21 protein-coding genes and 1 tRNA gene are annotated in these 21,335 nt (G+C 56.3%); 6 read left to right on the top strand and 16 right to left on the bottom strand.

Annotated elements, in window-relative coordinates:
* Positions 1 to 19 precede the first annotated feature (19 nt).
* Positions 20 to 1,288 carry a tyrosine-type recombinase/integrase gene (locus FRY98_RS03800; RefSeq protein WP_148450397.1) on the top strand — a complete coding sequence of 423 codons (1,269 nt, stop codon included), beginning with the start codon at positions 20 to 22 and terminating at the stop codon, positions 1,286 to 1,288.
* A 4-nt stretch (positions 1,289 to 1,292) separates the two neighbouring features.
* Here FRY98_RS03800 and FRY98_RS03805 read toward each other — a convergent pair.
* Positions 1,293 to 1,376 (bottom strand) — tRNA-Leu (locus FRY98_RS03805).
* Positions 1,377 to 1,701: 325 nt separating this feature from the next.
* Between FRY98_RS03805 and FRY98_RS03810 the strand changes: the two genes are divergently transcribed.
* Positions 1,702 to 2,124 carry a YhjD family protein gene (locus FRY98_RS03810; protein ID WP_148450398.1) on the top strand — a complete coding sequence of 141 codons (423 nt, stop codon included), beginning with the start codon at positions 1,702 to 1,704 and terminating at the stop codon, positions 2,122 to 2,124.
* Between the two features lie 59 nt (positions 2,125 to 2,183).
* Here FRY98_RS03810 and FRY98_RS03815 read toward each other — a convergent pair whose 3' ends face one another.
* From FRY98_RS03815 to FRY98_RS03835, 5 genes are all read right to left on the bottom strand, one after another.
* Positions 2,184 to 2,528, bottom strand: coding sequence for a carboxymuconolactone decarboxylase family protein (locus tag FRY98_RS03815; RefSeq protein ID WP_148450399.1), 345 nt, complete (start codon positions 2,526 to 2,528; stop codon positions 2,184 to 2,186).
* 87 nt (positions 2,529 to 2,615) lie between these two features.
* Positions 2,616 to 2,831 carry a hypothetical protein gene (locus FRY98_RS03820; RefSeq protein WP_148450400.1) on the bottom strand — a complete coding sequence of 72 codons (216 nt, stop codon included), beginning with the start codon at positions 2,829 to 2,831 and terminating at the stop codon, positions 2,616 to 2,618.
* A gap of 185 nt (positions 2,832 to 3,016) precedes the next feature.
* Positions 3,017 to 3,490 carry an IS200/IS605 family transposase gene (gene tnpA, locus FRY98_RS03825; RefSeq protein WP_148450401.1) on the bottom strand — a complete coding sequence of 158 codons (474 nt, stop codon included), beginning with the start codon at positions 3,488 to 3,490 and terminating at the stop codon, positions 3,017 to 3,019.
* A 274-nt stretch (positions 3,491 to 3,764) separates the two neighbouring features.
* On the bottom strand, positions 3,765 to 4,097 hold the full coding sequence (locus tag FRY98_RS03830; RefSeq protein ID WP_148450402.1) for a hypothetical protein: 333 nt from the start codon (positions 4,095 to 4,097) through the stop codon (positions 3,765 to 3,767).
* Positions 4,098 to 4,198: 101 nt separating this feature from the next.
* Positions 4,199 to 4,774 carry a xanthine phosphoribosyltransferase gene (locus FRY98_RS03835; RefSeq protein ID WP_148450403.1) on the bottom strand — a complete coding sequence of 192 codons (576 nt, stop codon included), beginning with the start codon at positions 4,772 to 4,774 and terminating at the stop codon, positions 4,199 to 4,201.
* Positions 4,775 to 4,876: 102 nt separating this feature from the next.
* Here FRY98_RS03835 and FRY98_RS03840 point away from each other — a divergent pair, with 102 nt between their 5' ends.
* Positions 4,877 to 5,908, top strand: a complete 1,032-nt coding sequence (locus tag FRY98_RS03840; RefSeq protein WP_148450404.1) for a YkvI family membrane protein — start codon at positions 4,877 to 4,879, stop codon at positions 5,906 to 5,908.
* Position 5,909: 1 nt separating this feature from the next.
* Here FRY98_RS03840 and FRY98_RS03845 read toward each other — a convergent pair whose 3' ends face one another.
* The 3 genes from FRY98_RS03845 to FRY98_RS03855 are packed head-to-tail and all read right to left on the bottom strand — an operon-like array spanning position 5,910 to position 11,571.
* Positions 5,910 to 9,116, bottom strand: coding sequence for an AAA family ATPase (locus FRY98_RS03845; RefSeq protein WP_148450405.1), 3,207 nt, complete (start codon positions 9,114 to 9,116; stop codon positions 5,910 to 5,912).
* Entirely contained in the window at positions 9,116 to 10,432 is a 1,317-nt protein-coding gene (locus tag FRY98_RS03850) for a metallophosphoesterase family protein (RefSeq protein WP_148450406.1), read from the bottom strand. Before FRY98_RS03850 ends, FRY98_RS03845 begins: the two co-directional genes overlap by 1 nt.
* 5 nt (positions 10,433 to 10,437) lie before the next feature.
* On the bottom strand, positions 10,438 to 11,571 hold the full coding sequence (locus FRY98_RS03855; protein WP_148450407.1) for a glycosyltransferase family 4 protein: 1,134 nt from the start codon (positions 11,569 to 11,571) through the stop codon (positions 10,438 to 10,440).
* Between the two features lie 505 nt (positions 11,572 to 12,076).
* Here FRY98_RS03855 and FRY98_RS03860 point away from each other — a divergent pair.
* The gene (locus tag FRY98_RS03860) at positions 12,077 to 13,492 is read left to right on the top strand and encodes an RsmB/NOP family class I SAM-dependent RNA methyltransferase (protein ID WP_148450408.1); all 1,416 of its coding nucleotides are present in this window, start codon (positions 12,077 to 12,079) and stop codon (positions 13,490 to 13,492) included.
* A gap of 83 nt (positions 13,493 to 13,575) precedes the next feature.
* On the opposite strand, the gene FRY98_RS03865 is transcribed toward FRY98_RS03860, so the two are convergent.
* The gene (locus tag FRY98_RS03865; RefSeq protein ID WP_148450409.1) at positions 13,576 to 14,796 is read right to left on the bottom strand and encodes a copper amine oxidase N-terminal domain-containing protein; all 1,221 of its coding nucleotides are present in this window, start codon (positions 14,794 to 14,796) and stop codon (positions 13,576 to 13,578) included.
* 198 nt (positions 14,797 to 14,994) lie between these two features.
* Here FRY98_RS03865 and FRY98_RS28635 point away from each other — a divergent pair, with 198 nt between their 5' ends.
* Entirely contained in the window at positions 14,995 to 15,090 is a 96-nt protein-coding gene (locus tag FRY98_RS28635; protein WP_211373254.1) for a YjcZ family sporulation protein, read from the top strand.
* 139 nt (positions 15,091 to 15,229) lie between these two features.
* Here FRY98_RS28635 and FRY98_RS03870 read toward each other — a convergent pair whose 3' ends face one another.
* From FRY98_RS03870 to FRY98_RS03895, 6 genes are all read right to left on the bottom strand, one after another.
* Positions 15,230 to 16,054: a Cof-type HAD-IIB family hydrolase gene (locus FRY98_RS03870; protein ID WP_148450410.1), complete on the bottom strand. Its 825-nt coding sequence runs from the start codon at positions 16,052 to 16,054 to the stop codon at positions 15,230 to 15,232.
* Between the two features lie 22 nt (positions 16,055 to 16,076).
* A complete protein-coding gene (locus FRY98_RS03875) occupies positions 16,077 to 16,844 on the bottom strand; it encodes a pseudouridine synthase (protein WP_148450411.1) in 768 nt (255 codons plus the stop codon).
* 3 nt (positions 16,845 to 16,847) lie between these two features.
* Positions 16,848 to 18,404, bottom strand: coding sequence for an RsmF rRNA methyltransferase first C-terminal domain-containing protein (locus FRY98_RS03880; protein WP_148450412.1), 1,557 nt, complete (start codon positions 18,402 to 18,404; stop codon positions 16,848 to 16,850).
* Between the two features lie 93 nt (positions 18,405 to 18,497).
* Positions 18,498 to 18,992 carry a DUF309 domain-containing protein gene (locus FRY98_RS03885; RefSeq protein WP_148450413.1) on the bottom strand — a complete coding sequence of 165 codons (495 nt, stop codon included), beginning with the start codon at positions 18,990 to 18,992 and terminating at the stop codon, positions 18,498 to 18,500.
* Positions 18,982 to 19,797, bottom strand: a complete 816-nt coding sequence (gene yjbM / locus FRY98_RS03890; RefSeq protein ID WP_148450414.1) for a GTP diphosphokinase — start codon at positions 19,795 to 19,797, stop codon at positions 18,982 to 18,984. Before yjbM ends, FRY98_RS03885 begins: the two co-directional genes overlap by 11 nt.
* A 28-nt stretch (positions 19,798 to 19,825) precedes the next feature.
* Complete coding sequence (locus tag FRY98_RS03895) at positions 19,826 to 20,920, bottom strand: quinone-dependent dihydroorotate dehydrogenase (protein WP_148450415.1); 1,095 nt, start codon at positions 20,918 to 20,920, stop codon at positions 19,826 to 19,828.
* A gap of 184 nt (positions 20,921 to 21,104) precedes the next feature.
* Between FRY98_RS03895 and FRY98_RS28375 the strand changes: the two genes are divergently transcribed.
* Positions 21,105 to 21,242 carry a hypothetical protein gene (locus FRY98_RS28375; RefSeq protein ID WP_170287020.1) on the top strand — a complete coding sequence of 46 codons (138 nt, stop codon included), beginning with the start codon at positions 21,105 to 21,107 and terminating at the stop codon, positions 21,240 to 21,242.
* The last annotated feature ends 93 nt before the right edge of the window (positions 21,243 to 21,335 follow it).

Raw genomic sequence — 21,335 nt, forward strand, 5'->3', positions numbered from 1 at the left:
AACCAAGGAGGGAAAGGTTTTGGTAGCAGGCCACCTACAAGAAAAGAAAGGCAATTTTTACATCGTCTTGAGCTACAAAGATGAAAACGGGAAACGAAAAAGCACATGGATTGCAACGGGATTGCCGACAAAAGGCAACAAAAAGAAAGCTGAAAGTATGCTGCAAGATGCACGAAAGAATTTTGAAATTCCTTCAGAATCCATTGTAGAGCAAGCAACACAACCGGTTGAGAATGAACCTACACAAGATGAGGACAGTCCGACCGGTATTCTTTTCGCCGATTTTATGTTGGAATGGCTTGAAATGATTAAGTACCAAGTGGAAATAACCACTCATGCAGCATATTCGTTTGCTGTTAAAACAAGGGTTGCTCCTTACTTTCAAGAAAAGAAAATCTTGCTTGCCGACTTAACACCAAAGCATCTACATGACTTCTACCAGTATTGTTTGAAGGAATACAAAATCACGACGAATACAGTACAGCACTATCATGCGAATATTCGTCAAGCACTTCAACATGCTTTTAAAATGGATATGATTCGGTCCAACCCGGCAGATAAGGTAGATCGCCCAAAGAAAAATAGGTTTGTTGGGAGCTTCTACACCAATGAAGAGCTTAACCAATTATTTGAGGTTGTAAAAGGCGATCCTGTAGAATTGGCGGTTTATTTGGCTGCGTTCTACGGACTTCGGCGCAGCGAGATTGTTGGATTGAAATGGAGTGCCATTAACTTTCAGCTTCAAACCATTTCCATTCGTCATACTGTTATCCCTGTATCTTATGAAGGGAAACAGATCATTGTAGAGAAAGACCGTGCAAAAAACAAAGCAAGCTATCGTACTTTGCCGCTCGTACCTGCTTTCTTTGAACTGTTGCTTCGACTTTGGGAGGAGCAGCAAAAAAATCGTGCCTTATTCAAGGACTCGTATCAATACAAATATGAGGATTACATCTACGTAAACAAGCTGGGCGATCGAATCAAACCGGGATATATCACTCAACATTTTCCACTTGTTCTGAAGAAGCATGGGCTGAGGCGTATTCGCTTCCATGATCTTCGTCATAGTTGTGCGAGCTTGTTACTTGCCAATGGTGTGAACCTGAAAGATATTCAAGAATGGCTAGGGCATAGCCATTATTCCACGACGGCAAACATCTATGCACACTTAGATTACAGTTCAAAGATTTCGTCGGCCCAGGTCATGAACAATACCTTGCAAATCCCAACCATGCAAAAAGCTCCTGAAGCGTCACAAGGACAAATTCAAGAGCCTGTTCTTTGTTAAGTGATGCGGTCGAGAGGACTCGAACCTCCACGGTATTGCTACCACTGGCACCTGAAGCCAGCGCGTCTGCCAATTCCGCCACGACCGCAAATTTTGCTCATCCTGTGCCTCAGAAAAAGGAGAGAACTACAAGAGAGAACTTGGAACTAATACTTCGATAAAACCGCATAACCACAAGGCTTTCGGGCTCACATCCCTGACTTCCGCGCAAGTACCTGAACCGTGCGCGTCTGCCAATTCCGCCACGACCGCTTAGTGTCTGACTTACAGAAAATCAATTTCCGCAGCGACAAGATTTATAATAGCATAAAACTATAGACATAGTCAACACTTTTATTTCCTCTTTTAATTCGACGGTATTTTGGCTAAAATAAGAACGTAAGTTCCCATCTTGGATAAGGGGGTTGCTCAAAATGGCTGTACCCGGCATTACGGAAGATGAATTGGCATTGATTCGAAGCGTAGTTCTGCTGCGTTTTATCCGCCGGATTCTGGATCGGGATGCCCGAATTTTGGAGGAAAGCGGCGTTTTGAAGAGCCCGGAGCTCTATACGGGGATTATTCGCGGCGCCGAACGGCGCGCTTCTTTGGTACAGCACGAGATTATGGCGGAATTTCAGAAACGCCGGATCAAGTTCCTGCGCCTGACCCAGGATGAGCATGGGATCGAAGCCGAATATCTCTGCCGAGGTTACCGGGGAGCGATAAAGATGCTCTGGCCCGTCCTCCGCAGCGAAATATCCTCCCGCATCCGCGCCTATTTGGGGTCCGGCAGCACAAGTTTCCCCGAGACGCCGCTGTCCGAGCCAACCATGAATCTAGCTGCTCCCGAATAAATGAAGACCCCTGTGTTTCCTGAGGAAACATCGGGGTCAGTTTTTAATAAATACGATCCTTAGTGCATAGGCGTTTGACCGAGAGCCTCTTGTACGCGAATCACGCCTTGGGACAAGGCATTCCCCGCCAATGCGGCGGAAGCGACCGCCACCGTTTCCAAGAGTTCTTCCTCCGTCGCTCCCTTGGATCTGGCTTCCTCGGTATGATAGAACGTGCAAATTTCATTATTCGTGGACAAGGCGATCCCCAACGCGATCAGCTGCTTGGTTTTGGCGTCCAGCTTGCCGTCCTCGAAGCACTCCCCCGTAAACGCATGATATGCCTCGGTCGCCCCGGGAACGGCGGCTCCGTAGGTGTGGATCTGATCTTTATATGCTCTTATTTTCTCACTGACGAGTGACATGGCTATTCAGGCATCCTTTCTCAGGGATTTGACTTGTCGTTATCCTGACTACCTTACTACCATGTCCCGCCCCGCCGACAAATATGCTTAGAACTCCGGGGAAATCCGCGGCTCTTTGGCCGGAGAGATGCTATAGCGCCGGTCGAGCTTGACCACATTCCGGTTGGGCCTGCGGATCAGCACGTGGGTATCGTCCCAGGCTACGACAATCCCCCGGATGTCGTTCTCGGGGAGCGCGTCGCGTACCACCCGAACCTTCTCACCCGACAAACGAAACGCATTCAGTTCTTCATCGGAAATCATCGCAATCACCGTCTTTCTGATATAGAATATCACTATCCATCATAAATCATAACCACCCGTCCAACGGGTGGTTTGCTCTTGGGGTATAACCCCCTGTTGCCAAACTGCGCCTAAAGACGCTAGCCTGACAATAAAATTGTTCAGGCTCAGTGTTTTTGTCACTTTCACTTACCAGTTAAACTGGTTTACTTCTTTTTGCTACTGTTTCTGCTGAATGGATCTTCATACTCTTTTACGCTCAGTTTATCAATTGCTTGGTCATGTGCTTCCTGCTCACGTATATATTTAGCGACGGTGGCCTCATTTAAGCCCACAGTGCTGACGTAGTACCCCTCCGCCCAAAATTTCCGATTTCCATACTTATACTTCAAGCTGGCATGCTTCTCAAATATCATTAGCGAACTCTTTCCCTTTAGATATCCCATAAACGATGATACAGAGATTTTTGGAGGTATCGCCACTAACATGTGTACATGATCTGGCATCATGTGACCTTCTATGATCTCCACTCCCTTGTATTTACATAACCGCTTGAATATTTCGATTAAGTCTTTCCTCACTTGATTATAGATCTCTTTCCGTCTATACTTCGGGGTGAACACGATGTGGTATTTGCACATCCATTTCGTGTGGGCTAGACTATAGCTCTTGTTTGCCATCTAAGACCATTCCTTTCATTATTGAGCCTGAACATCTCAATTTTATGGGAATGGTCTTGTTGGTCAAACCCTAGATCCCTCCACCCGCATAGCGGGTGGTTTTTTGTTTCGCGCGTTTCACGCACTCAACTGGCTAAAGCCGTAATAAAAAAAGACTCCGCGGCAATCCACGGAGCCTCTTAACACACCATGACCGCAGCTTTACGCCAACGCCCATGATACAACTAAACTATGATCAACCATCGGATGGGCGAGCCACCCTCCCATTTCCATCTTAGCGTTGGGCATGCTCCTTGCTGTCGTTCTTCTCGAACCAGAAATCAAGCACCTTCGCCGACATGACACGCTGCTTCACATATCCGACCTGCTGCGGGCTGAATTCCGCCCTCCAGTCAATACCTAGCTCCTCGCATAGCTCAGCGATCGTCAGCAACTGTGACCAAGCGACATAGCGCTTATACCAGAAGAACTGGGGATGCTCAAGCATATAGGGATAAAGGTCGTCAAACTCCGTATGTTTGCAATCCAGGGCACGTTCGAAAGTAACCTTGGCATCGGACAATTTAGAAATAAAGAATTCCGCGTTCACTACAGGTTCATTCCCCATTTTATAAGCCTCCTCTCCCTAGTAATCCCCATTATAACGAAAAAAAAGAGGCCTGCAAAGAACTGTTGCAAAATTGGAACGAATTAATTTCTAAGGAATCTTTAGGCGTCGGCAAAAATAACTTGGCCGCCTTCCAGCGAGGCGATTCGTACCAGGGATTCCAGACGGATGCCTTGTTCCCGCAGCGCTTTGGCTCCCGGCTGGAAGCATTTCTCCACCACAATCCCGGCGCCGACCAACTCCGCGCCCGACCGCTCGATAATTTTGACCAGCCCTCTGGCCGCATCCCCGTTCGCGATGATATCGTCGATAAACAATACCCGGTCGTCCGGCGAAATCAGTTCCCGGGAGATCAAAATATCCGTCACGATCCCTTTCGTAAAGGAAGGGACGCGTTCGCATAACATATCGGGCTCGGCGAGCAGCGTCTTCTTACGGCGCGCGAACAGCAGGGGAACCCCCAATTCATACGCCGTGGCAAAAGCGATCGCAATGCCCGAGGATTCGACCGTGACCACTCGGGTAACGCCCGCGTCCCGGAAACGCGCGGCAAATTCCCGGCCCATCTCCATCGTCAACTGCGGGTCGACCTGATGATTCAGCAGCGCATCCAGCTTCAGTACCTGATCGGACACCACCACGCCCTGCTCCACGATTCGTTGTTTTAATTTCTCCATTCCTATTCCTCCCGAACTTGATCCATTTAGGGTTTGAGTCATGTCCCGTCCTCGGACAACATACCTTGTACTATATATAGCACATCGGCCGGGGGGAAAACCATGAAAAATGCCGTCAAAGTTTTGCAAATCGCTTTCACCTATATCGGCACGGTCGTCGGTGCCGGCTTTGCGACCGGCCGGGAAATTCTGCAGTTCTTCACCCAGTACGGCAAATGGGGCGCGCTGACGATCCTGCTCGCCTCGGCTCTGTTCATTTGGTTGGGCACCAAAATGATGCTGCTGGCCCGCAGCATTCGCGCCGAATCTTACGAAGACCTAAACCGGAAACTGTTCGGAAATCGCATCGGCCAAATCTTGAGCCTGTTCACCTTGATCGTTCTGATCGGAGTCAACAGCGTGATGCTGGCCGGAGCCGGTTCGGTCTTCCAGGAGCATTTCGGGATTAACTACCAAATCGGGTTGTGGATCACCCTCACCCTTACGTACATCCTGCTGGGCAAAGGCATCGACGGGGTCATGAAACTGAACTCCCTGGTCGTCCCCATGATGATTACGCTGTCCTTGGCGATCATTTTTAATACGGCGGGATCGCCGGGAGCCGCCCGGTTTCTGACGCTTGGCACCGACCACGGATTGCTGGCGACCTGGGCCTCCCCCTTGATGTACACCGCCTTCAATCTATCCATGGCCCAGGCCGTTCTCGTCCCGATCGGCAGCCGGACGGAGAATCGCCGCGTCATTATTTGGGGCGGATTGCTCGGCGGGACAGGCGTCGGCTTCATGCTTATGGCCGGACATTTTGCCCTGTCGGCCAACATGCCGGGGATCTCGCAATTCGAAATCCCCATGGGCAGCATCGCCCAACAAATGGGGACCACCATCCAGCTCATTTATCTTGTGCTGATCTTCATGGAAATTTTCAGCACCTTTGTCGCCGACGTCTACGGTGTAACGCTCCAGCTCAAACAGCGGCTGCAGCTGTCGCCCCGGCTGATCTCGGCCTGCATTTTGCTGATCTGTTATCTGACAAGCCAGTTCGGCTTCAGCACCCTGCTGTCCATCCTCTACCCGGCGTTCGGGATGTTCAGCCTGCTGTGGGCCGTCATGCTCGCGCTTTACCGACAGCGCTGATTTAAACCAGCTCCACGAACTGGACATCCCCCAGCTGGCTGCGGACGCCGTCCGCCACATGCGCATGGCAGGTCATAAGCACCAACTGCCTGCTGGCGGAAACCTCCTTGAGGACGGACAGAACCCCGGACAATCGCCCCGCGTCGAAGTTGACGAACAGATCGTCGAGAAGCAGCGGCAAGCTTTCCCGGCCCGAAACGGCCTCCGACAGCGCAAGCCGCATCGCCAGAAATAGCTGTTCCGCCGTTCCCCGGCTCAAATAGGAGCTGGAGACCGGCCCGGCGTCCCGATGCTCGGCCATTAATTCCTGGCTGCCCATTTTGACGAGAATGCGGCTGTACGCGCCCCCCGTCATCTTTTCAAAATAACGTGAGGCTTTCCGGAGCACCACGGGCTGCCGCTCCTCCTCATAGATGTTGCGCACCCGCGCGATCAGCTCCTGGCACACCGCCAAGACCGCATATCGGTCAAAAGCTTCCCCTAATGCGGCTTGCCGCTCCGCCAGCTGCTGATTCACGTCATCTTCCAGCCCCCGCTGTTCCAGCGTCTCTTTCTCTTGAAGCAGACGGCCTCGCCGTTCTATAAGAAGCTGCCTGTGCTGTTTCGCTTCATGGAGCCGCTTTCCGGCTTCCTCCGACATCCTGAGCAGCATTCCCTCTTCATAATCCCGCTGCAGTTCTTCAAGCCGCCGGCGCTCCGCTTCACCCATCGTTCCGAACAAAACAAGCTCGGCCTGCCTGAGTTCCGCCATCAGCTTCTCCCTTTTGTCGGCCTCGGCGCCGAAGCGCAAATACATCTCGCCGTTCGCCGCCCCGCTTTCGTCAATCAAGTGACGCTCGGCGGCGGCGATCGCTTCCAGCCGGTCTTTCCGTCTGTCCAGCTCCTCCTCGATCGGGGCCAGCCTGTCGGTCAGGCGCTGTTGCTTCGCCTGAAGCTCCAGCTGGATATCCAATTCCGCCATCGCCCGGCGAACGAAGGCGGCCATGGCCCCCGGCCCGGCGGATTCCGCTTCGGGAAGCTCGCCGAACAAGGCGCGGCCCTCCCGCTCAAAGGCGTCCGCCTCCAGCTTGCTTGCTGCAAGCTTGGCAGACAAAGCTTCCAGGCGGGATAACCACTCCCTGCCTTGCTCGGCCAGCCGGAACACATCCATCGCCGCTTCCGGGGACAAATCGCCGGGCAGCCGGCGTTCCCGCAGCCAATCCTCCCATTCGCGGGCCAGGCCGGCGAATTCGGTCTCTTTCCGCGCCAGCTCCCGCTGTAATCCGGCCAGTTCGTCCAGCTTCCCGGCCGTCTTCCTGCGGGCGTCCGCCGCGGCCGCTTCCAGTGCCGTATGGCGCTGATCCCACAGCTGCCACTGCTCCATCAGCCGGCGCAGCGCCCTTTCTTCCTCGTCCCAGCGCGCCGGTTCGGCCAAACTGGCCGCCACGCCCTGGGTTCCCGCCGCGGTCAGCGGGGAGGCAATCAGCCGCGGCAAGATCTCCCGCAGCCGCAACTCCTCGGGCGAAGCCACCGGCTCTGAAAGCATGCGGCCTCCGCGCCGCCGCTGCCGGGGTTTCCGGCCGCCGGGTTCGCGGAGGGCCAGCAGCAGGTAAGCGTCGATGACGAGCAGCACCGCGCCGCCGAGCAGGGCGCTCCATCCCGAATGCGCCACCAGCCACAACAAGATCGGCAGAAGCACGGTCAAGACCGCCGATACGCCAAGCAGCCGTTGCTGGAAGCCGCGGACATGGGCTTTCGCCGCCGCTTCGGCCTCGGCCGAGCGGCGCATCTCCTGAACGGACGAGGCCGCCGCTCTCCAACGGTCCAGCAGTCCTTGAATTTCGCTCCAAAGCCGGCGAACTTCATTCCGGTCCTCCGGCACCACATCGCCAAACTGCCGCCGCCCCGCACCGGCACTGGCCTGAAGCTGATCCAGCGCACCGGCATGGACAGCCTCCAGCGACGAGGCTTCCCGCTCCAGCTTCATTCGTTCATGGTGCAGCAAATCCACCGTTTTATCGTGCTCCTGGAACCTGGCGGTAAACCGCCGGACCGCTTCCTTCTCCCCGACGGTCCCCCCGAAGGCGCGCAAATCGTCCGCCGTCCAATCCGGATGGATGCTGCGCAAAACATGCTCCAGCCGGTTTCGGAGCTGCTCCGCTTCCGACCGCAGCTCCGCCGCTTCCCGGATGCCGCTCTCATACCGCTCCAGCCGGCCCGCCAGCGAGCGGATACCGGCTTCCTGTTCCAGCAGCGCGAGATCCGGCTGGACCGCTTCCAGCTCGCCTTGCAAAACGGCGCGCTTCCGCAGGAGCTCCGCGGCTTCCAGCTCCAGCCGCGCCTTCTCCTCCTGGAGCCGTTCCCAGCGGGATAGCCCTTGCTCCGGGAAGGTCGCGCGTTCCGGGAGCTCGGCCAGCTCCGCCCGGAGCGCTTCCCGCCGGAGCCAGTCGGCGCGGGTAGCCGCGGCCTTTTCCAACCGCAGCGCTTCGGCGGCCCGCCGTTCCAGTTCCGCTTCCCCCGCATCCAGGTCTGCGCCGACCTCTTCCAGCTCCTTCAACACCTCGCGGTACCGGGGAAGCAGCGCTTTTGCCGCGGCGGCTCGCCGCTCCAGTTGTTCGATGGACTGGATGATCCCCGCCATCTCCTGATTCCGGCCCCGCGGGCGGTACAGCTTGTCCATCTCCTGGGCAAGTTTCTTCTCCCCGCGCAAAACGGCGGCGCCTCCGCCGATGCCCGCATGAAACAGAAAGCGGCTCATCTCTTCGGACTGCAGCGCGGAAACCTCCTGCAGTTCGCTCAGCGAGATGGCGAACAGCTGGCGGAACATCTCCTTGGACATGCCGCCAAGCAGCTCCCGCTCCAGCTCTTCCTGCGCCGGCTCGCGGAGTTCGCCGCCCGGGCCCGTGCGGGTGATGCGCAGCCGATCGCCGCGCCCTCCCGCCGGGGAGGCCCCTTCCCGGGAACGCGCATAGCGCTCGATCGTCCACAAGCTCCCCTCGCTGTCCCGGAGGGTCAGCATCCCGCCGTGCGCTCCGCCGCGTAGCGGTTCATAGCGCATCGCGCCATAGGTCCGCGACGGAATGCCGAACAGCATGGCGCGGACAAAACCGAGCAGGGTGCTTTTGCCCGCCTCATTAGGACCGTACAGTACCGTTACCGGCCCTTTGAACTCGATTTCTTTGTGCTCCAGTCGGCCAAAGCCTTGAATCTGCAGTTTCTCCAGCCGCATTAATCAGACCCTCCCCGCATGTCTTCCTCCAGCAGGAACGACGCCGCCAGAGCCCCGGCCTGTTCGATCAGCTCCCGACGCTCCCCGGGGCCGAGCGATTTCAAAAGTTCGCGGAGATGGCGGTTATCCATCAGCGGAGTCAGCGCGGTGTCGACCAGTTCGTCCCGGAGATCGCCGCTGGACAAGGCCCGATCCGTCAGCCGGAGCAGTTCCCCGAGGAAACTGTCCTCCTCCGCCAGCCGGGCCCGGTCGATGTCCGGCCCGGTTTTGGCTTTGAAGCCGACCGGCCAAACCACGGAATGAAGCGGCAGCGAAGCGTCGGCGTCCAAACGCCCCGTCTCCCGCCGCTGCAGTTCCGCCAGCAGATCGTGGCCCCCCCTTCCGTTTTGGAGCAAGGCGTGCAGCGGGCCCCGTCCGGTAAACGTGAAACGGACGATTCCGGTTTTGCCCGACAAGTCTCCCCGGACTTCCTCCATTCGTTCCTCCACCCGCTCTTTCCAAGCCTCTTCCGTGGCCAGCTCCCCGATCGGGATCGATAGCTCGGTCCATCGGACATGATCCAGCTCGCGGAAATGGAGACTCGTCTCTCCGTTATCGTCCACTTCGACAAGGTAGCAGCCTTTCGGTCCGGTCTCTTTCAGGCTGCGTCCCTGCAGGTTGCCCGGGTAAACGACCCAAGGCGATTCACTTAAAATTTGGCGTTTATGAATATGCCCGAGCGCCCAGTAATCGTAACCCGACGCGCGCAGGTCCTTGAGCGAGCAAGGTGAATAGGCGTCATGCCCCTCCTGCCCGTCCACATTGGCATGAAGCAGCGCGATGTGATACAGCGGCGAAGCCGGGTCGCGCCGGAACAACAGGGCGGTGTTCTCCGTAACCGCCGCCGTCGGGTAGGAGATGCCGCTGACGACCGCAACGGGCTGTCCGTCCGTGCGGCGTACCGCCGTCGCGGATTCCGGCCGGCTTCCACCGAAGACCGTGACATTGCGCGGCAAGGATAAGCGCAGCCGGCTGCTGCTTAAGGGATCGTGATTTCCGTGGATGACGTAAACCGGAATGTTGGCACAGGCCAGCCTGTTCCAGGCTTCCTGAAGCCTTAGCTGGGCTCTGAGCGAAGATTCGGATGCGTCGTACACATCCCCGCTGACGACGACAAAGTCGACTTCGCTTGATATGGCAAGGTCCACCAAATCGCCGAGCGCGGCGAAGGTGGACTCCTGAAGGTGGCGCCGGAGCCGGTCCGGCAGCCCGGACATGCCCGCAAACGGGGTGTCCAGGTGCAGATCGGCGGCGTGAATGAATCGAAACGCAGGCATGAGGCTCACTCTTTCATCGGTTGAAATTGCAGATACACTTTTTTCAGTTCATGGACGACCCGGTTGAGGGAATAATGGTTCTTCGCATACTCCGATCCCGAACGGGCCAATTGGTAGCGGTAGTCCGGATCGCCGATCACTTTCTCGAGGGCGTCCGCCAGCAGAATCGGCTCCTCGGGCGGTACGAGCAGCCCGTTCGAGCCGTTCTCGATCTGCTCGGCGATCCCCCCGACGTCCGAACCGACGAGAGCCAGCGAGCAGAGCGCGGCCTCGGCGAACACCGAGCCGAACGCCTCCGCCCGCGAAGGCAGTACGAAAATATCAAAGAAAGGCATAAACTCCTCGGGATGCAGGGTATACCCGTAAAAAATCGTCTCGTTATAGATCCCCAGCCGCTGCGCCAATTCCTCCAGTTCCTTGCGGATCGGCCCGTCGCCGATGATGTGAAGGACGTAGGGCAATCCGCGGTTCTTCAGCTCGGCGCACGCCTCAAGCAGCGTATCGAGCCCTTTGGCCGGGACGAGCCGGCAGACGGTGACCAGTTGGGCCACCTCATTCTCGTGCGGGACCGGCTTGAACCTTTTCTCGTCAAAGCCGTTGGGTATGACCCCGATCTTCTCGGGATGATTGACGTAAGGACTTAAATAGTCGCGAAATGACCGGGATACGGTAAGCATCAGATCGGTCCGATGCTCCAGTTCCCTATAAAGGGATGTCAAAAAGCGGTGTTCCAAGCCGTCCGGCTTAATCCGGCCGTTCAGAATCAATTCCCGCTCATAACTGGAGTGAATGCTTTGAATCACCGGGGTTTCCGGAAAAACCTCTTTCATCGCCATTCCGACGATCGGATGATGGGCATGGATCAGGTCGAACGGCCGCTGCAACCGCAGTTTCGTCCACCATAGATAGTCCCTGTAGGTCTGCACATATTTTTGCACGATCGGGCTTTCCTCGAATTCATGCCAGTCAAAGGTATGAAACTTCACCGGTTCGCTGCCCTTGCCGCGGATCCGTTTCGGTAAGGAAAACAGCTCCATTTCCCAATGGGGGGGATTAAACCGGTCCTGCAAATAGGGAATCATAGAGGATACGCCTCCGGGCTGTTCCGGAGGAAAGAATAAGGCCTGCAGCAATCTCATAAGGGTTCTCCTTTGCTCTTCTCTTTCTAGTCGCGGATGAACCGCTTGCTACTTCAATTATGCCATAGGCCGGACGGAACATCCATTCCCCTTTTGAGAATAAAAAACAATATGATAAACTGCTCTAGGAAAATATGTCCCGGCGCGGCTAGTTCCGTTAGGCGGCACTGCCTCCAATTGATATGGTAAAAATTCCTGCAAATCTGCAGGCTTTTATCTTGCAGTGAGCCAAAAAATCAAAAGCCCTGCAAATCTGCAAGCTTTTTGAGCAAGACAGCGCTCATTGCCCGGATAAGTTCGAAATTCCTGCACTTTTGCATCTTTTCAAACCCGGGCGTATTGGGCCGGCAAAAATTGCTGCAGATTTGCATCTTTTTGAAACCTACCCGCTCGACTCGCAGCACGACTCAACACAATTAGCTAACGGGTGAACCGGCGATGCCTCCATAGACGACACGGGTGACACCGGCGGAGAAACCTATTTTGGAAGGAGTACAAAAAGAACATGACATTATCAGCCCTGCCCGGCGAGTTTCGGGATGCCGTCTTTACCATGCTCGGTCCGGCCGAAGGGGAAGCTTTTTTACAGAGCTATGCCGCCCCGCGCAGCTACGGGCTTCGCCTCAATACGCTGAAGGTCGGCCTCAGCACAGCCGCGGCCGACAAACTCGCCGCCCTGTTCGCCTTGCGGCCTGTTCCCTGGTGCGAGACGGGCTTTTACTACGAAGAGCGGACCCGCCCGGGCAAACAGGCATATCATGCCGCCGGATTATATTATATTCAGGAACCCTCGGCCATGTCGGCCGTGGAACTGCTGGATCCCCGGCCCGGGGAAACCGTGCTGGATCTGGCCGCCGCCCCCGGCGGCAAAACGACGCAGATCGCGGCGAAGATGCGCGGCGAAGGCCTCTTGATCAGCAATGAAATCCACCCGCAGCGCGCGCGGATTCTGGCCGAGAACGTCGAGAGAATGGGCATCCGCAACACCATCGTCACCCAGGCCGCTCCCCCGGAGCTGTCCGCGCGCTTTCCGCTGGCGTTCGACCGGATCATGCTGGACGCCCCCTGCTCCGGAGAAGGCATGTTCCGCAAAGATCCCGACGCGATCCGGGAATGGTCGCCGGAAGCGGTGGAACTGTGCGCCGCCCGGCAGTGGGACATTCTGCAGGATGCCGTCGCCATGCTGAAGCCCGGAGGGCGACTCGCATATTCCACCTGCACGTTCAACCGCCGGGAGAACGAAGAGACGATCGCCCGGCTGCTCGAGTCCTTCCCCTTCCTTAAACTTGTGGCCGAGAAGCGAATCTGGCCGCACGTTCAGGAGGGAGAAGGCCACTACGTCGCCTTGCTGGAGCGGGAGCTTTCCGGCGCAGCGGGCTCGGACGGCCCCGGACAAGCCGTCTCCGGCAGCAAGCGGAAAGGGAAAGACCGCGGCCGCGCGGGTAAAGACGCCGCGGCCGTCCGGGAAACGGCGGCGGCCTGGCAGGCGTTCCGCGACTTTGCGGCCGAAGCGCTGCCGGGCCTCCGGGTGGACGGCGAGCCGGTCCTGTTCGGGGAGGCGCTGTATTTGCTGCCGCGCAGCGAAGGGCTCGCCCTCACGCCCGGCATGCTGTCCGGGCTGAAAATCCCGCGGGCCGGCCTCCAGCTGGGCGAAGCCCGCAAGGGCCGGTTCGAGCCGGCCCATGCGCTGGCCATGGCCGCGGCCGCCGGCGATGCGGCCCGCGTCGTGACGCTGGACGCGGATGCCCCGTCGGCGGCGGCATACCTGCACGGGGATACGCTGCCCGTGCAGGATCATCTCCGCGGCTGGTGCCTCGTCACCGTCGCCTGCGGCGGGGACAGCTTCCCGCTCGGCTGGGGCAAAGCGAGCGGCGGGCAGCTCAAGAACCACCTGCCCAAAGGGTTGCGCCAACCCGGCTAAGCCGCAGCCGTAATAAAGCGAAGAGGACGCAAGGCCCTCCAAATGGGCTTGCGTCCTCTTTTTCATCGATTCCCGGTTATCACTTACTTCGCCGCAGGCGCGACTTCCCCGGTTTTCCGGTTATAGGTGTATGTCTTGACTCCTTCATTATCAAACGGACTTTCATAGCCGAAGACCAGAAGTCCGCCGGCAGATTCCTCGCCCAGATACTTCAGCAGATCTCCGTGGTAAGGGACATCGTTGTTCAGCGCGTACTCCAAATCTTCGCCTTTCAGCAGTTTCTCCGGCAGATTAACGGTCGTCTTATCGTCCAAATTGATCAGCGTCAGCAGACCCGTCTGGTTCGGACGGACAACGAGGTAATCCTCGCCCGCTCCCAGCACGGCATACGTTTCATCCTTGCCTCCCAATGCGGGCAGATCGTATTTCTCGATCTCTTTCCCTTGCGTGTCGTATACGGACAGCGTCTTGCCGTCGGTCAGCAGGAGGCGTTCCTCGGATTTGTTGCTTTTCGGATCGCGGACCATATAAGCCACCGCGTTCTCTTCATAACGCTGGAAGTATTTCGCCTTCTTCTGGGCGACGATTTTGTTGCCGTGGACAAGGACTCCGTACGCGGCATAATGGACATGAGGTTCGCCATAGTTATCCAAAATGGTCACCACCATGTCTCCCGAGCCGGCAATGTACGAGTGTATGGACACAAATTCCTCGAATTTGCCCTCAACTTTTCCGGCTCGAACCGGTTTTTGTTCATAAGGGTGGGCGATATAAAGGTCGCCGGTATTCCGGTTTAGCCAAAACATGCTGTCCACTCCGGTCCCTTTTACAAAAGCCTGGCTGTGTTTGATGCTCACCGTCCGCTTTGATGCGTTCCATTTCACATCCGCCCCGGTCGTTTCCGACAGGAAGCGCAGCGGTACATAAATCCGCCCCTTCACGATTCTCGGGGAGTCCGTCAAGGCTTTGGTTTTCCCGTTAACCGTCGCCTTCTGTGTCCCGTAGTTTAGCTGTACCGTAAGTTCGGGGTAGGTCATCGTCACGGTTTTCGCGGATCCGTTCCAGAAGACGACGCTGCCGAGCAGTTCGCCCATGTCCCGCAAAGGCAGGAAGACGGTACCGTTCTTCACGAAGGGCGCCTCATTCGGTTTAAACTCTGCTCCGTTCATCGTAATCTGAATCCCGCTGGATTGGGCATTGGATTTGGCCGCGGCCGCCGATCCGGATGCAGGTACCGACAAGGCCATTACTGCGGCGAGTGCGGCATGGGCGGCGACAACAGATAATTTAAACTTTCGAATCATTCCTTAAAACCTCCCGTAGTTCATATCATAATGAAATTTTACACTTCTTTAAGACGTTTCGAATCAGCGATATGTTACGGCACTATCCCATTTCTTCGAAAGAAAGGCCCCGGTCCATACCGTTTGCCTCCGCGGGCATACAATACGATATCCCGCTAACCGCGGGGGATGAGATCAGTAAATAAGGGAGGAATAACCATGGGTGAAATTTATGGCGGCGGCTTCACTTCGACAGGCGTTATCCTGGTGCTTTTCATCTTGCTCGTTATCGTATCCCGCGCATGGGTCCTGTAACTCGAGCGCGAGGCTGCGAAACGCATACTTCCTCTTGAACTAAAAAAGCGCGGGCCTTCAGGGGATGCCCCTGGTTGCCCGCGCCTTTTCCTTTGCGTTGTTCGCATACTGGCAACATTTAAGCACCCGAACGCTCCGCTTATCTGACGGACTGACCGAGGCAATATTTTTCCAGAGCCTGCTTCACGCCCTCTTCATTATTCGACGCCGTCACCGCGTTTGCCGCCGCTTTGACCTCCAACGGCGAATTGTCCATCGCGATCCCGAGCCCGGCATAGGTCAGCATGGTCAGATCATTATAATAGTTGCCGATCGCCATCACTTCTTCCGGCTGAAAGCCGCGTTTCTCGGCGAGCTTCTTTAATGCGGCCCCCTTGGAGGCTTCCTTGTGCATAATGTCGATGAAAAAATCGCCGCTCCGCAAAACATTGAATTCCTGCGTCCAACCGTTCCAGTCGGATTGAATGCGGTCCAGTTCATCCTTTTTGGCGGTGACGGTCATTTTTACGATCGGTTCCTTGAAACTCGCCCAATCCGGCAAGTCCTGCGGCTCCATCATAAACAGATGGTACATATCGAGCGCTTCCTTGCTGAGCTGAGACGCTCCCGGCACATACAGGACGAAGGTGGTATTGATGTCATAATGAACGTTATGCTCCCGGCAGTAGTCCATGTATCTGTCCAGCCCCTTCGCATCAAGCGCGAATTCGTGTACGATTTCTTCCGTCTGCACATCAACGGTGGCCGCTCCGTTATGCGTAATTACATAGCCGCCCAGTCCCATTTCCCGCATAAAAGGAATCGAATTGACCGGCGCGCGTCCGGTGCACAGCACGAACTCCGTTCCCTGCGCGGCAATCCGGCGGATCGTTTCCGCCGTACCGGCCGTAAGCTCATGATCATCGTTCAACAGCGTTCCGTCCACATCCAGAGCGATCAGTTTGTATTTCTTCTCCATCTCCATGACTCTCCTTTTCAGACGGCGGTTACTCCACCGGTTTATTTTTATAGGACCGCAGCGCTTCCAGTTCTTCGGCCGAAAGCTCGCGGAAAGCCCCTTTGGGCAGCGCTTCGTCTAGCGCAAGCGGGCCCATGGAGACCCTTTTTAAATACGTGACTTTGGAGCCCACCGCCTCCAGCATTCGTTTCACCTGATGGAACTTTCCCTCCGAAATCGTAAGAGCGATTGTTGTACGGGGACTTCCGTCTCCATAGCTGCCCCGCTCCAATACCTCCATTTGGGCCGGCAGCGTTACATAGCCGTCGTCCAGCTCCACGCCCGCGGCAAAGCGTGCGGCTTCCCGGTCGCCGATCAGACCAACGCAATCGGCGTGGTAAGTTTTCGGCACATGCTTCCGGGGCGATAACAGATCATGGGCCAACTGCCCGTCGTTGGTCAACAGGAGCAGGCCCTCCGTGTCCTTGTCGAGCCTGCCTACCGGAAACGGCGAGAAGACGCGGAATTCCCCCGGCAGGAGATCCAGCACCGTTTTTTCCCGAACGTCTTCCGTCGCCGAAATAACCCCGGGCGGTTTATGAAGCATGATATACACAAACTCCCGATAAACGACGCGTTCTCCGTCCACTTCCAGGACGTCGAGGTCGGGATGGCACTGCGTCCCGCTATCCTTGACCACCGAGCCGTTTAAAGTAATGCGGCCCTGCTTCGCCATTTTTTTCAGGTCCGAACGGGACCCGTAGCCCAGATTGCCCAATATTCTATCGATTCGCTGCGTTTTTTTTCCTTCGCCCACCGTTTAAGTCCACCTCCAGCCTGCAGGGTATTCGTTTTTCAACAGGCCGTCCAGCCACTTTCCAAAGCCTAGGGAAAACCCGTCTACCGTTACCAGCACGAAGCCTTTCGCGCCGATCTTCGCGGGCCGGCGTATCCGTGATTCCGCGATTTCCAGGGTTTCCCCCTTCAAATAACGGATCGCTTCCCCATCCGCAAGCGATAAATCCAGGACCCGCAGGGCTTCGTCGGCTTTCAGCGCGGCGGCCAGCGGATGGCCCGGTTGAAATCTGCCGTTCTTCACCGTACCGACATACCAGCCCGGACGCACGGTTTTCAACCCGTCCAACCGCTCCTTCGCTACCGGGGAAATATACACATGGCCTCCGAACCACAGCGCCTCACCATCCGGAATTGCGGCCAGATGTTCCGACGCAAAGGCGCGCCAGCTATCCGCCAGTTCCCGCTCGTTCGGGGCCTTTTTACCCGGATGCCGCACCGGCTCGTTCCGTCCCCGCCGCTGTCGGGACACGGGGCTATTCCCTAAGCTCCGCCCTTCCGCGGACAAGCCCGCCGGCTCCTCACTCACCGGCCTCGTTTCGCCTTTGTGCTGCAAGACGGCGAGAAAATGCCCCTCGCCTTCGATGAGGTGAGGCCACAGTCTTCCGCAGCGGGAGGTAGCGTCCGCCTCAGGCCCCTCCAGGGCCGATGGGGATACGGAGGCCTCCTCCGGCAAAGCCTGTGCTTTCTCCGCCAGCATGGCCAGCCAGTCGGGGCGCCCCGGTGAGAACCCCCTGCCCTCGGGAAGGGAAATCAGTTCGAACGCCGGGTTTTGTTCCAAAAACGCGGCGATCTGCGCTTCGTTCTCTTCGGGCGCAAACGTGCAGGTCGAATAGACGATCCTGCCTCCGGGAGCCAGCAGCGAGGCGGCCGTGCGCAAAATATCCCGCTGCATGACCGTGCACTTGGCGATGGAATGCCGTTCCCACTGCCTGGCCATATCCTCGTCCTTGCGGAACATGCCTTCTCCCGAGCATGGAGCATCGATCAGAATTTTATTGAAATAGCCGGGAAACGCCCGGGCGATCCGCTCCGGCGTCTCGTTCAGCACAATGGCGTTCCGGACGCCGTAGAGCTCCATATTTTTGGCCAGCGCCTTCGTCCGTTCCGCACTGATATCATTCGTCACCAAGATCCCCTGCCCGTTCAGCTTGGCCGCGATTTGCGTCGATTTCCCGCCCGGTGCGGCGCACAGATCGAGGACCCGGTCTCCCGGCCGGATGTCCAACACTTCCGCCGGCGCCATCGCGCTCGGCTCCTGGATGTAATAAAGACCCGCATGATAATACGGGTGTTTGCCGGGCCGCAGACTCTCGTCCACATAAAAGCCGCTGTCGCACCAGGGGATCGGGCGAAGCTCGAAGGGAGAAATCTCGCGGAACTCCCGAACGCCGATCTTCAAGGTATTGACCCGTATCCCCGCGTAGCGCGGGTTATCGTAAGATACGAGGAAATCATCGTATTGATCGCCCAAAAAGGCTTCCATTCGTTGTAAAAAAGCAACGGGTAACTGTACCGCCATATTTTACCTTCCGTTTCTTTAGCTGTGTCCGTTTCGGCAAGCTTATTGTAACACAACATAGACAAAATGCAGCCTGAAAGGCTGCATTTCGCTTTAACTGTCCGAACCGTGACGGGAATCCCGATTCTTGTTATGCTCCCTTGCCTCGTGTTTGGCTCCTCTCTGGGGTCCGCGGCGTTGAGGCACATTGGGCCGAAGCTCGGAAGCCGTCCGGTTCACTTCCATAGAGAGATGCGGATCTTGAATGTCGATATCAAGGTCGTAGTATGAGAAAGGCTCCGTCTCGTACGCCTCCAAACGTTTCGCGTACTCGGCCGCTTCGCTGCGCAGTCGCCCCAAGTCGATGCCGAGGCTGTTCTCGGGGTAATCCTTCAGCCGTTCCGCGGCGGAGCGGAGCATTTTCCGTCCGCCCGTCACGTTGCCGTTGCGAAAATGGTACAGGCCGACCGCCACCTGGAGCAAGCCCTTGTATAACGGCTCCCGGTCCATCTTCAGCCATAGCTCCTCCAATACTTCATGGCATTCGAAGTAATCGCGATCCCGGTTGAAGTACACCAGATACGCGAGGTAGAGCGGATCATAACTCATCTCCGGGCTCCTCCACCTTCTTGGAGGCTTTGATCAGCGCTTTGACCTCGGCCAGCAAATCTTTAATCCCTTCCATATCCCGCGCTTCCCACAGCCGGTTAAACCGTTCCTGGGCTTCGATCGCTTCGGACACCAGGTGGTAAAAATACAGTTGATGGATCGCCGATAGCAGGAGAGAGACGATGTTCGATTCGTCTTCAAAGCTCTTCTGCGCGATCAGAATTTCCTGACGGATGCTGGACATCTCGTTATCCAGCACATTCGCGGCCTCGGCTGCCTTCTTCAATCGTTTTCTCATTTCATCGGGCAGGCTCTCTTTGTATTTATAGTTCAGGGAGTGCTCGATCGTAGCCCAGAAATTCATGGCCAGCGTGCGAATCTGAATCTCGGCGAGCACGATTTTTTGGCCGAGCGCCGTTTGAACCGGGTATTCGACGATCATATGGAAGCTACGGTACCCGCTCTCCTTGTAATTCGTAATATAATCCTTTTCGTACAGCACTTTAAGATCTTTACGCATCCGGATATATTCCGCCACCCGGCGGATATCCTCGACGAATTGGCACATGATGCGGATGCCCGCGATGTCCTCGATGCCGGTCTCCAGATCATCCATCGAAACGTTCAGCCTCTTGGCTTTGTCGAGGATGCTGGAAATTTTCTTCACCCGTCCGGTCACGAATTCAATCGGGGCGTATTCTTCACGTTTCTTCAGCTCGGACCGCATCGTCTTGAATTTGACCTTTAATTCCTCAACCGTTTGTTCGTAAGGAAGCAAAAAAGTTCCCCAATCCCTACTGTCCATGCGTGTGCCTCCTGTCTTCTTACCGCTTTTACCGGTGATCCGCCCCGATCGCTTCGGTAATATGGGCAAATCCGTCCCGTTTCAGCAGTTCCCTCAAACCGCGGTGCAGCTTGCGGTTAATTTCGGGCCCTTCGTAAATTAACGCGGTATATATTTCAACCAGACTCGCGCCGGCCCTGATTTTCTCGTAAGCGTCGGCCGCGCTGAATATGCCGCCGGATCCGATAATCGGCAGGCGTCCTCCGGTTTGACGATAAATGTGCGAAACGATTTCGGTCGAACGTTGACGCAGCGGTTTGCCGCTTAGGCCACCGGTTTCCTTGGCGTGAGTATGGGTCAGGCCTTCCCGGGACACCGTGGTATTCGTGGCGATCACGCCGGATACCCCGCTTTTTAGAATCGTTTCAATCATATAATCCAATTCGTCGGAACTGACATCCGGAGCGATCTTAACCAGCACCGCTTTTTCGGTCCCATGAATGTTCGCTTGGGCGGCCATCTCTTCCCGGACGGCCCCGAGCAGCTGCGCCAGCTCGTTCCCATGCTGCAGGTTGCGCAGGTCCGGCGTGTTCGGCGAACTGATATTCACCACGAAAAAGTCGGCATACCGGTATAACACCGAAATGCATTTCTTGTAATCGAGATGCGCCTCTTCATTCGGGGTCGCCTTGTTCTTCCCGATGTTGACCGCGATCGGAATCGGCCTTCGCTTCAGCGCCGCCAGCCGCTCGGCCATCTGTTCCGCTCCCCGGTTATTGAAGCCCATCCGGTTGATCAGCGCTTCCTCCGGAGGCAGCCGGAACAATCGGGGCTGCTCGTTCCCCGGTTGAGGTTTCGGCGTCACCGTGCCCACTTCCATAAAACCGAAGCCGATCGCGGAGAAACCGTCCACCGCGTCGGCATTTTTGTCCAACCCGGCGGCAAGCCCGACGGGCGAAGGAAAATGAACGCCGAACAAATTCGAGGACAACTCGCGCGCCTCGGAAATCCCGTACAATCCCCGCATCGCCGGAATCATTCCCGGAATTTTTGCCGCTGTATGTAAACCGTCTATCACCAGATGATGGGCTCTTTCCGGATCCAATTTAAAAAATACGGGTTTCCCCAAACGCCGATATAACACAGGTAATCCTCACTCCGATCACTTAGGCTGACAAAGAAAAAACTCCATATCCAGTTTAGCGGTTTCCGGCGCAAAAGGAAAGTTTATCGGCCGCGGAAATCGCTGAGCGGAATATGGAAATTTCTTGTGAAAACACTTACAATATAAATAAATAAATCCATACCACGGAAGGAGAATCATAACGATGTCGACCAAACGCAGACCGCCGACTCTCCAGCAAAAGAAGGACGAGGTCAATAAAAAAGCGCTGATCTGGGCCAGCTCGGTGATCGCCGCTCTGATTATCGTCGTCACGGCCGTGATCATTCTGACCCAAATTTAGTCCCTAGTTCCCCCGGCTAGTGTCCATTAAGGCAACCGAGTTAGGTACCCGCAGGTTCTCTTGCCGACCGCCGAATAACGGCCTTTTGGGCCG

Origin of the sequence: Paenibacillus faecis, assembly GCF_008084145.1 — a bacterium.
GTDB classification, from domain to species: Bacteria; Bacillota; Bacilli; order Paenibacillales; family Paenibacillaceae; genus Fontibacillus; species Fontibacillus faecis.